The organism is Methanobrevibacter boviskoreani JH1, from assembly GCF_000320505.1.
GTDB lineage: Archaea > Methanobacteriota > Methanobacteria > Methanobacteriales > Methanobacteriaceae > Methanarmilla > Methanarmilla boviskoreani.
Genome location: NZ_BAGX02000023.1, coordinates 1 through 12296, shown reverse-complemented (window position 1 = coordinate 12296; position 12296 = coordinate 1). Strand labels below are relative to the sequence as shown.

Below are 12296 nucleotides of genomic sequence, written 5' to 3'. Positions count from 1 at the left end.
TATACCAGTCAACAATCCATAAATCATTTCCAAAATAACCGGCCTATTATGGAAAAGGATGTTCCGGAAAATTTATAGAAAAATAAAAAAAATTCAAAAAATAAGTAAAAATCAAAAATAAAGTAAAAATATTTAAAATAATATTTAAAAAATAAGACAAACACCGAAAATATTTTAAAAAAAATAAACATACTCATTTTTGGAAAAATAAGAAAGTTTATATATTAAAAAATTTAAACTTATCTAAGTAGGAAGTTACTTTCCGGCGAATAATAATAATCAAAAAATGTTTATAAAATTTTAAAAATAAACCACCAATATTTCATATAAATTGAGTATGATTTATTTTAAAATTTTTAATGAATACAGTTTATTTTTATTATTTTATCATTAAAAGGATGAATAAAAATGACAAAAGAAGTAGACACAATAATGGAACAAATGGAGAAAGATGAAATTGTTTTCGTTAGATTACAATTTGTAGATATCAATGGTAAACCACAAAACGTTTCATTACCTCCAAGTACAGATATGGAAGACTTATTTACAAACGGTACATTATTTGATGGATCATCTATTGACGGATTCGTTGAAATCAATGAAAGTGATCTTATCTTAAAACCAGATATAAGTACCTATTCCAGATTACCATGGAGACCAGATGATTCAGCAGTATGCAGATTTATTTGTGATATTTACAACACCGATGGAAAACCATTTGCTGGAGATCCAAGAAGCCAACTTAAAAAACAATTAGGAGAAATTGGTAAAAAAGGATTAAAATATAATATTGGACCAGAACCAGAATTCTTTATTGTTAATATGAACGAAAACGGTAATCCATTACCTTATGATAATGCAACTTACTTCGATATGGAACCTACAGACAAAGGTCCTGATTTCAGAAGAGAAATTACCTTTAACTTACAAAAATTAGGATTTGAAGTAGAAGCAAGTCACCACGAAGTAGGTCCAGGTCAAAACGAAATTGCATTTAAATTTGATGATGCACTTAAAACTGCAGATGCAGTAGTCACTTTCAAAACCGCAATTAAAGCTATTGTCGCTAATATGGCAGCATTTGATGAAATGGATTACAGAGTAACATTTATGCCTAAACCATTCTTCGGTGAAAACGGTAGTGGAATGCACTGTCACCAAAGTTTATTCAAAGACGGCGAAAACTTATTCTCCGATGATAACACTGAAACAGGTTTATCACAAGAAGCACTTTACTTCATTGGTGGTTTATTAGAACACGCACCAGCACTTACCGCTGTAACCAACCCAATTGTAAACTCTTACAAACGTTTAGTACCAGGTTATGAAGCACCTGTATACAGAGCATATGGTCTTAAAAACAGGTCCGCACTTGTTAGAGTTCCTGCAGCACGTGGAAAAGCTACACGTATTGAATACAGAGCACCTGATCCAGCATGTAACCCATACTTAGCATTCTCTGCAATGTTAGCAGCAGGTATGGACGGTATTAACAATAAGATTGACCCAGGTGACCCTACTGAAGTTAATATCTACAAACTAACTCCAGAGGAACGTGAAGAAAGTGGTATTAAAGTATTACCTGCAAGTTTATGGGAAGCTTACCATTCACTTGAAGAAGACCCTATTATTATGAATTCCTTAGGTGATCACATATCCCAAAAATTCCTTGAAAGCAAATACTCTGAATGGGATGATTACAGAGTACAAGTCTTTGGATATGAACATAACAGATACTTAGACGTATAAGTTTCTTAAAATTCATATTTTTTAATTTTTTTAAACCAGTACCTATAATTTTTTTATTTTATTTTTGGGCTTTTTTTAATCTAATTTCTAATTATAAGGAAGTAAACTTGATGAGAATATAAAATAACATTTTAGATAAGGGAGTCATATGTCTGAATCAGAAAATAGGATGATAGAAATCCTAAGAATCCTAGACCAACAAGAAAAACCAACAGGTTCAAAAGTCATCGCTAATGAATTGAATAACAGAGGATTTAATTTAGGTGAACGTGCCGTACGTTACCACATGAAAATTCTTGATGAAAAGGGTTATACGAAGAAAATTGGTTATTCTGGTAGAGAAATTACAGACCTAGGCAGGTCACGTATTGAAAAAGGACTCGTCTATGATGAAATAGATTTTACCTATTCAAAATTCGAGAATTATATTTATCAAACTACTTTTAATCCATATACAAAAACTGGAAATGTTATTGTTAATAAATCAAATGTTCTAGATAAGGAAGCACTTGATATTATTAAAAAAGCATTTGAAACTGGAATTGCAGTCAGTCCTAGAATCCAGATTAACAAAGAAAAGATCGGCGGTGTGGAAGGATATACCGTTGAGAGTATTTGTGGAACAACAATAGATGGAGTATTTCTTAAAAATGGAATAGCTACACAGCCACAATATGGTGGAATCATTGAGGTTAAAAATTACGAACCTCGAAGATTTAAGGAATTAATTTCCTATAAAAAAACATCCATTACCCCCCTTGATGCGTTTATAGCAAAGAACATGACATCTGTATTAAATGTTATCGATAATGGTAATGGAACAATACCTGCAAACTTTAGAATAATTCCAGGTAAAGTAGGAAATAGAGCAAAAAAACTTATTGAAAAACTTAATCAGGCAAATATTAATGGAATTATTGCAATAGGTAAGAAAGGAGAAAATATTCTTGGTGTACCAGTTCCTGAGGACTTTATAGGAATAGTCATAGCGGGAGGAATAACGCCATTCTGTGTTGCGAAGGAATTGGATTACGATGTAAACATCAAGTTAGGTGAGGAATTAGAGGATTATACTAATTTGAAACCTGTTACTAAAAAAGCCAATTCAATATTAAGAAGTGTAAACCCCCATAAACAATATAACAAAATACCGTTCTTCCTATCAAAATCATGGAATCTTATTGAGGAAGTGGATTATGATATGGAAACCGGCGAGGGAAATATCATTGCAGACATATCCTATGTAAATAAAGAAGATCTAGATGATTCTCTAAAGGTCATTAAAAATACTTACAAAGATTGTCCGGAATATATTACACCATATTATAAAATTGTTGAAGATAACAAAAACCATGATAGAGTAGGAATTGCAACCGTATGCAGTTTATCTATCGATGGGATATTAATTAAAAACGGCATTATGTGTAAGCCTAAATATGGTGGATTACTGGAGGTTAACGATAAATCATCATTTATTGAACTAATATCATATAATGGTTCTTCAATAGATCCCCATAAGATATTCATACTTAAAGATTTAACTGCTATCAATAAAGATGAAACAGGTGCTAGAAGACTTCTTGCATCAATTAAAGAAATTCCAAACATTGCACAATACCAAAGTAATGAGATATTAAAGGAACTATCTAAAAAAGACTTATCAGTTTTAAAAATAGGCAAACCTAGAGAAATGGTCTATAATGCACAGGTAAACAACTACAAATTTGGTGTTGTTGCAGGTAGTGGATTAAATACTATAGCGGCCATTAGAGAAAAAGGCATAGATATCGATATAAAAGCAATGGAAACATCAATGCCCCTTAATGAAATGGATAGATTTTAAACTATTTAATCCATTATAACTTATTTTGCCAATCAATTTAATTTAAATTAAATTATTAACAACTTATTTTTATTATAAGCTTCCAATTATCTAATTTTTAACTTATATTTTAATTATTAAACCAGTTATCTAATAGCCTAATAATCCAATAGTTTAACAATATTTTAATTATCAATTCGAAAGCTTATCTTAAAAATTTTAAAAATAGCTAGAAGATTTCAATCGACTATAACAAAAGCACAATCTATAAAAAATACTATCTTTCAAACTTTATTAAATAAAAAATAACTAATTTCAATCTAATCAATACAGGTTAAAATTTAACAAGAAATTGACCATAAGATGTATATAGATAAACAAAACTTAAAATAGAATACTATTAAAATTTTATAAAAATAGAATATATGATTTAAAAATAGCTAAGAAACAGATATAAAAAAAATAAAAAAATAGAATAAAGTTATATTTATTCTAATTCAAGTTTAAGTTGACCCATTTTTGGAGCTAAGTAATTGTAGAAATAAGCTATTAGGAAAACCAATACAAATGTTATAACAAATCCGGAAATAATATTATATAATGCATATAATACTGCAGTATGATTTATTGCTAACATCGCAATAGAGACAATTAAATCTACAACTAAAGAACAGATTGAAACTATAATTGCAGCACTTTTAGGATCAACATATTTAAGTGATGTATACTTACCCTCATCTTTAAAATCCACTATAATTCCACCAACTTTTGGAGAAATATAATTATAAACATAGATTTGTAAACATACGAATATGAAAGTTAAGACAAAGGATAATAGTATACAAGCAATAAAGAATTGTGGACTTAACATTAACACTAAAAAGTTATATACGATTAATGCTAAATTCATCTGTCCAGATGCCATCAATGTTTGTAGAACAGAACTTGCAAATCCAGGTACAACTAAGTATGCCAATGTATAAACGATAATGAAACAGATTAAACTAATAACCCCAATAACAAGTGAGGTAGATATAGGGTTTATCCTAGTTATCTCACCTTCCTCAATATCAAAATCAATAGCATTTAACCTAGTTACAAGAACATTATAAAGATAACCTCTTCCGAAGAAGTGAATAATACTATATAAAATTGCCCCAAAGATAATCATTGGAATAAGCATTAAACCAGTAGTAATAGCTGATGAGCCACCTATAACCATAAGAGCTATAAAAGCAATGATTGCAAGGATAACACTGATTAAAACATAAATTCCCATCCCAATAGTTGTTAAGGAAGACAATTCAATAGAACTAAGTTCTTTTGTGTTTACCATTTTTTCACCTTTTAATTATAAAGAAAATTTTATTGAATTTATTTAAATATGCTGAAAATCTTAGATGAATCCATTTAATAAATTAAAGATTTCATTAAAATAAGAATATTTAAATAAATATTATAATTAATATTTTTCATACAATATTAATCTTTTGATAAATAATCTAAAAAGATTTAAAACATTTTAAAGATATTACTCGTTTTCTTGAATTTTATAAAAATAAGAGCAACATTATAAAATATTTTGAAATCCGAATTCACTGCAAGATAAGGGGATTTAGAACCAGTCTTTAGAGGACTCTAAGATCTCATCCACAATGATTCCTGCAGAACCTGTATAGGTATGAGGATCCATAATCTTTTGAACTTCCTCCTTAGATAAATATTTACTTGCCTCTTCGTCTTCTAAGATTAAATCCCCAAGTAAAAGATGTTCTTGATTAGCCTTAATAGCATTCTCCCTCACAAGTGCATATGCAGTTTGTTTACCCATTCCTGCCCTTGTAAGTTCAGCCATTAATCTTTCAGCCATGACTAGACCATGAGTTAAATTGAGGTTTTTCTCAATATTATCGTCATAGAAGACAAGGTTACTCATAAGTTTAATTGTAAGTTCCAAAGTATAGTCACTTAGGATACATGCTTCAGGAAACATGATTCTTTCACATGAGGAATTGGTTAAATCCCTTTCATGCCATAATGGATTGTTTTCCAAAGCAGGTGCAACATAGGATTTTACAATTCTTGAGATTCCGCAGATTCTTTCAGCGGTAATAGGGTTCATTTTATGAGGCATTGTACTACTACCTACCTGTTTTTTAGGATCGAAATATTCTCCAACCTCCATGATTTCAGTTCTTTGAAGGTTTCTAATTTCAAGTGCAATCTTTGTTAAGGTAGATGCCAAATTAGCAATTGCCATAATAAATTCAGCATGATTATCCCTTTGTACAACCTGATTTGTAATTGTAGCAGGAGGTAAATTCAATTCTTCAGCAACTTTCTTATGGATTTCCCAACCTTGAGGACCTAATGCTGCAGTGGTTCCAACTGCACCATCCAACATACTTACACATACATTACCCCTTGCATGTTCTAATCTATCATATTGTCTTTTAAGTTCTGCAGCCCAATTAGCAAATTTCATACCATATGTAGTTGGAATTGCATGTTGACCATGAGTACGTCCAATACAAACCTTATTCCTGTTTTCCTTTGCCAAGTCAAGTAAGATATTAGTTAACTTAATTATTTTATCTTCAAGGACATCAATTGAATCCCTAATCATTAAAGAGTTTGAGGTATCTACAATATCATTTGAGGTTGCTCCGAAATGTACATATTCTCCTGCATCTCCCTCACATTGTTCTGCAAGTCCTTGAACCATAGATGCAATATCATGTTTCTTGGCAGCTTCAATTTCATTTACCCTTTCAAGTTTAACATATTTAGTACTAGCTTTAAATGAGATTTCATCTGCAGTTTCCTTAGAAATAATTCCAATACTAGCCTCAGCTTGAGCCAATGCAGATTCTACATCTAACATTCTTTGTAATTTATTCTCATAATCCCAAATTCTTTTCATTTCAGGAGTTCCATATCTAAATTCAATTGGATGTATAGCCATTATAACACTTCACTCAATAAATTAATTAAAATAATTTTAAATATTTAAAATTTAAAATGCATTAAACAATTAAATTTAAAAAATACTTAAAAAAATTAGATATCTTATTAAATTAAAAAATCAAATCTAATTTTAAGCTTTTAAACACATATTTTTGTAAAAAAAGATTTACAAAATAATATATAACTATATGTCTATTTTTTAAAATAAATATAATTAGCTATTTTAAAGGTTCATACAAAGAACCAGTAATTTAAAAAATATTAATATATTAAGATAAAGTAATTAACTATAAACTATAAAAGTATATTCTAAGTAATTTAAGGAAGTTTTATAAAATGTGTGTAATTGTTATCAAACCACCAAATACTGGCGTTTCTAGAGAGGATATTGAGGCAATGTATAAACAGAATCCTCATGGAGTAGGCATTAGTTACTATGATCCAAAGGAAGATATGCTTGTTTGGAGAAAAGGTTTAACTGACTGGGATGAAATTGAAGAAATCATTAAAGAACTATACCCAATTGAGGCTATCATTCACTTTAGATATGGAACTTCTGGACCAAATAATGCTGAAATGTGCCATCCATTCCCTATTGGTGAGGAAAACAGATTAAGTGGAGAATCCAAACAGCTATTCTACCATAATGGAGAGTTAAAATCATTTGAACCCGAAAACAATTCACCATATAGTGACGCATATATATTCTGGAAGGATGTCATAAACCACATAGACATTCCGCTAACAAAGGAAATCGTGAAATGGTTTGATGATGGAATAAACAAAATGGCGATACATACAACCGAAGGTATTCAAACCGTAGGGGAATACTATGATTGGAATGGGTTAAAAGTAAGTAACCTTAAGTTTACAAGGTTCTTATTTGAAAAGTCAAAACCAAGAAAAGTGTTATCATTTATAAAATGGAAAATAGTTTTAAAATCTATTGATGGAATTATTAACGGATTTACAAAACTAAAAGATAAAATAGAATAAGAGGATTTAATATTAATCTTCTAAAATACCTTTTTTTAACAATCAATATATAAACAGTTACTTTATATAATTAATATTAACCACTATTTTTTAAAAACATTAGAAAAAAATAAGATTCCGTCTTATTAAATAAATATTAAACTACTTTTAAGATATTAAAATAAAATAAATATTTTATTTAGAATTCAATTATTGAAAACATTAAGAAAATAATGTTTTATTTTATTAAATAAATTTTTAACTATTTTTAAAACATTGAACCAAAAATAAGCATTCATTTTTCTTAAATAAACAGTTTTAAATATTAAACAGATAAAATAAGACTCAAAAATAGAAATCCGATTAAATAAAATCAGAAATAGAATTTTAATAGTGCTCCGTTCGGGATTCGAACCCGAGTCCGCGGTTCGAGAGACCGCAATGATTGGCCGGACTACACTAACGGAGCATAAGATATAATTAAATAAATAAGTTTTAAATTATTGTTCCCAATATCATGACAATTTTAAACATGATTTAAGAATAATAACCATGGTTTTAAAAATTAAACCCTAATTAATGGATTTAAAAAAAACTATAAAAATTCTTACTTAAGAATAATCTAGAATCTAAGCAGAGAATCTTAAAACAAAACAGAATATTGCTAAGATAATAGTCATTATAACAACTTGTTCAGGAGAAAGTTTAGGTCCAACACTTTCCTCATCGAAATATCTAACTAATCCCGCACCAGTCTGTGGCATGTCGTATTTTTTTTCCTTTTTAGGCATTTTATCACCATAACTTATAAAATTAAAATAAATTGAATTATCAAATAATACTAATCAATCATTATAATATATTGTTTTCATATTATTTAAATGTAGATGAAAAAGATTATTTTAATTTCCTATTTTTCAAAAATAATATATATAATAATTTAAATAATAATATTATTATAAAACTTTTTTTATAAAAAAATTTTATTTATCCGTTTTTAATTAAGAATTATTTTTAAAACTTCTATATTAATTATCTATAGCTTAATTAAAATTATATAAAATGTTTTGATAATTTTTTTTTTAAAAATCATATATAAATTTTACAATAAAGTCAAGAATTTATTTAATGAAAAATACGAATTATAATTACAATGGTGATGAAATGGAACATTGGATAGAAAGAATAGCTGATGATTTAAGTAAGATGGATGTAGAAAAACACACTATTGCAAGTGGTACATCTATATCTGGTACCATACATATTGGAAATTCATGTGATATATTTATTGCAAATGCCGTAGGTAAAGCATTAAGAAAATTGGACCAGGATGTGGAGGTAATATGGATTGCAGATGATCATGACCCACTTAGAAAAGTACCATATCCACTTCCAGAGTCATATAGTAAATACCTAGGTATGCCTTACTCAACTATCCCATGTCCTGATGGATGTTGTAAAAACTTTGTAGAGCATTTCGAAAAACCATTATTCAATGTCTTAGATGATTATGGAATAGATGTTACAATAAAATCAGGATATGAGATGTATAAATCAGGAGTCTACAATGACTATATAAGAAAGGCCCTTGAGAAACACGATGAAATTAGGGAAATCTTCGACCAATATAGAAGGGTACCTTTAGCTGAAGACTGGTTACCATATAATCCTATCTGTGAGGAATGTGGCAGGGTAAATACTACAACCGCATATGGATATGACGGAGATAAAGTATATTATAGATGTGAATGTGGTCACGAGGGTGTAAGTGATATTACCAAAGGTGACGGAAAACTTACATGGAGAGTTGAATGGGCTGCAAGATGGAAAATCTTCAATACCACCTGTGAACCATTTGGAAAGGATCATGCAGCAAGTGGTGGATCCTATGATGTAAGTAAGGTTATCTCAAAAGAAATCTTCGGTTATGATGCACCTTATCCAATTCCATATGAATGGATTACCCTTGATGGTGAGGCTATGAGTAAATCCCATGGAGTATTCTTTGCACCAGACGAATGGTTAAAGATTGGACCTGCTGAAAGTTTAAACTATTATCTATTTAGAAGCAAACCAATGAAACCTAAAGATTTCTCACCAAAAATGAAATTTTTAGATTTGATGGACCAATTCGATACCGTTGAAAAGGTATTCTATGATGAGGAAGAGGCACCATCCAAGAAAGAGGAACATAAATTTAAAGAGATCTATAGGGTTGCTCAAATCCATGAGGGAAGTCCATTACCATTTAGACCACCTTACAGATTCCTTGTAAATGCAATCCAAATTGCAGGGGGATGCGATTTAGAGAAGATCTTCGGAATCCTTAAAAGAAATTCACAGCTTACAAAAAGTTTTGAAGATAAAGAATTTGAGGATCTAACTGAAAGGGAGCTTGCACAATATGAGGAAAGGGTAAATAATGTAAAATATTGGTTAGACAATTATGCACCGGGATTTGTTAAATTTAATGTGCAATACAAATCAATACCAAATCTACCACTTCAAGAAGAACAAGATGCATTCCTAAGAGATCTTGCTGATTTAATGGAAACTAATGACTTTACAAAATCAGAGGATTTACATGACGAGATGTATAAAATATTAGAGGCACATGGTCTTAAACCACAAAAAGCATTCCAAGCAATTTATAAAATGATACTTGGTAAAAAACAAGGTCCTAGAGCAGCTTCATTTTTATTATCTTTAGATAAAGACTTTGTTGTTAAGAGATTAAGAAAAGAAGCATAATCTTAATCTTAATTTTCTTTTTTTATATCTTTATAAAAACATTATATTTTCTTCTTTTAAATTAATCAATATTTTATAAAAACATTTTATTTAGCTTAAAATTTAATTATAATACTTTTTTTATACTAAACATAAATTTAATTATTTTTTAATAAAAAAAATAAATAAAAATCTGCTTTTTTAAAAATTAAACAAATCCCCCTATTACTTAAAGTGAATATCACATTGCAAAATCAGATAAAAAATTTATAAATTATAAAGTTTAAAAATAGATTTAATCTAAATTTACCTTAAAAACATCTCAAGAATCAGCGATTAAAATTAGGAAGATATAATGACAAACATTAACAGGAATTCAATAAATAAAATCATTAAAAAAATTAAAAAATCATTTAAAAAGAGCAAATCCTTTGATGACTTACATAAAATAAACATTGCATATGTTCTTAAAGGATTTCCAACACTATCTCAAACATTTGTTTTAAATGAACTTAAATGGTTAGTTAAAAATAATTATAATGTAACTGTTTTTTGTTATATTGATCCTATGGAACCTATCGAATTAGATTTTGATTTAGAGGTTGTAAGATTTGATAAAAAAGATAATCCTATGGAAAATCTTGAAAACTTACTAAAAGAATACAAAATAGACTTAATTCATACCCATTTCGTTTATCCCCCATGTACCGAATACACCCTAGATGTTGCAGAAAAATTAGAAATTCCTTTTACTGTTTTCGCCCATGCAGTAGATATTTTTAAAAAAGATGTGGATAAAATCAATAGAGTCAAAGAAATTGGTAACTCCAAATATTGTAAAGCAATATTCACTTTAAGTCAATATCATAAAAATTACCTCCTTAAAAGAGGCGTACCCGAAGGTAAAATAGTTATAACTAAACAAGCTACCGACTATAAAATAAATGAATTAAAACCAAGGACAGGTAGAATAAGAAAAATCATCTCAATATCACGTTTCGTAGATAAGAAAGGAATTGACATATTTATTGATGCTGCAAAGATTTTAGAAGATGAAGATTTTGAATTTGAGATATATGGTTCAGGGGCTTTAGAAAAGGATCTTCAAAATCAGATTGATGAATTAAATCTTAAGAATATTGAAATTAAAGGACGTCTAGACGGACCTAAAGAGGTTGAAAAAGTTTTCAATAAATCCGATGTCTTAGTTTCCCCGTGTAGAATATCTGAAAATGGAGATAGAGATGGCATACCTACAGTGATATTTGAATCTATGGCCTATGGAGTTACTGTATTAACAACTAATGTATCTGCAATTCCGGAAGTTATAAATGATGGAAAGAATGGTTTTATAGTTCCACCAGATAATCCCGAAGCATTAGCAGATAAAATCAGATATATCTCCAATTTAAATAATGAGGAAATATTTAAAATCAATAAACAAGCACAGAAAGATGTTATAAATACATCAAGTGTTGAAAAAACAATGAATACACTATTAAAAACTTGGAAAGAAAAATAAATATATTAAGGTATTTGAAATGAAATATGCATTAATGTCTTATAATTATACAACAAATTTAGGTAATGAAGTTCAAAGTATTGCTGCTAGACGATTTTTACCAAAAATAGATTATTATATCGATCATGAAAAAATCCATCTATTTAATAAAGAAAAAGATGTTAAAATGATAATGAATGGTTGGTATTTAGATTCTCCAGAAGCATGGCCACCTTCCGATTATATCGACCCTTTACTTGTATCAATGCATTTTAATACAAGTACAAACAATAAAAAAAGAGTTGAATCATTATTAACAGATGAAAGCCTAAATTACCTTTCAAGTCATGAACCTATAGGATGTAGAGATATCCACACAGTAAATTTCCTAAAGGAACATAATATAGACGCATATTTCTCAGGATGCTTAACTTTAACTTTAGATAGTGGGAAAGATAATGATAGTACTATTGATGAGGGATATATTGTTATAAACTCATCAATACCAAATGAAATATATTCACTAATTAAAGAGAAAACAAATAAAGATAT

Annotated in this window: 9 protein-coding genes and 1 tRNA gene; 6 read left to right on the top strand and 4 right to left on the bottom strand. The window is 28.9% G+C overall.

Features of this window, described 5'->3' with window-relative positions; all coding sequences use genetic code 11:
- The first annotated feature begins 408 nt into the window (after nt 1–408).
- Nucleotides 409–1749, top strand: coding sequence for a type I glutamate--ammonia ligase (gene glnA / locus ON24_RS06285; RefSeq protein ID WP_040682338.1), 1341 nt, complete (start codon nt 409–411; stop codon nt 1747–1749).
- 148 nt (nt 1750–1897) lie between these two features.
- A complete protein-coding gene (locus ON24_RS06280; RefSeq protein ID WP_040682337.1) occupies nt 1898–3592 on the top strand; it encodes a DUF128 domain-containing protein in 1695 nt (564 codons plus the stop codon).
- A gap of 466 nt (nt 3593–4058) precedes the next feature.
- Here ON24_RS06280 and ON24_RS06275 read toward each other — a convergent pair whose 3' ends face one another.
- Entirely contained in the window at nt 4059–4907 is an 849-nt protein-coding gene (locus tag ON24_RS06275; protein ID WP_040682336.1) for a hypothetical protein, read from the bottom strand.
- Between the two features lie 279 nt (nt 4908–5186).
- Nucleotides 5187–6536: an adenylosuccinate lyase gene (purB, locus tag ON24_RS06270; RefSeq protein WP_040682335.1), complete on the bottom strand. Its 1350-nt coding sequence runs from the start codon at nt 6534–6536 to the stop codon at nt 5187–5189.
- A gap of 338 nt (nt 6537–6874) precedes the next feature.
- On the opposite strand from purB, the gene ON24_RS06265 reads away from it, so the two are divergent.
- Complete coding sequence (locus ON24_RS06265) at nt 6875–7534, top strand: class II glutamine amidotransferase (RefSeq protein WP_040682334.1); 660 nt, start codon at nt 6875–6877, stop codon at nt 7532–7534.
- Nucleotides 7535–7907: 373 nt separating this feature from the next.
- Here ON24_RS06265 and ON24_RS06260 read toward each other — a convergent pair.
- Nucleotides 7908–7982: transfer RNA gene (locus ON24_RS06260), tRNA-Glu, on the bottom strand.
- Between the two features lie 160 nt (nt 7983–8142).
- A complete protein-coding gene (locus ON24_RS06255) occupies nt 8143–8304 on the bottom strand; it encodes a preprotein translocase subunit Sec61beta (protein ID WP_016357783.1) in 162 nt (53 codons plus the stop codon).
- A gap of 373 nt (nt 8305–8677) precedes the next feature.
- Here ON24_RS06255 and lysS point away from each other — a divergent pair, with 373 nt between their 5' ends.
- From lysS to ON24_RS06240, 3 genes are all read left to right on the top strand, one after another.
- Nucleotides 8678–10264, top strand: coding sequence for a lysine--tRNA ligase (lysS, locus tag ON24_RS06250; RefSeq protein ID WP_040682333.1), 1587 nt, complete (start codon nt 8678–8680; stop codon nt 10262–10264).
- Nucleotides 10265–10598: 334 nt separating this feature from the next.
- Complete coding sequence (locus ON24_RS06245) at nt 10599–11765, top strand: glycosyltransferase family 4 protein (RefSeq protein ID WP_040682332.1); 1167 nt, start codon at nt 10599–10601, stop codon at nt 11763–11765.
- A 19-nt stretch (nt 11766–11784) separates the two neighbouring features.
- Nucleotides 11785–12296, top strand: a 512-nt coding sequence (locus ON24_RS06240; protein WP_201415765.1) for a polysaccharide pyruvyl transferase family protein, incomplete at its 3' end; no start/stop codon positions are given.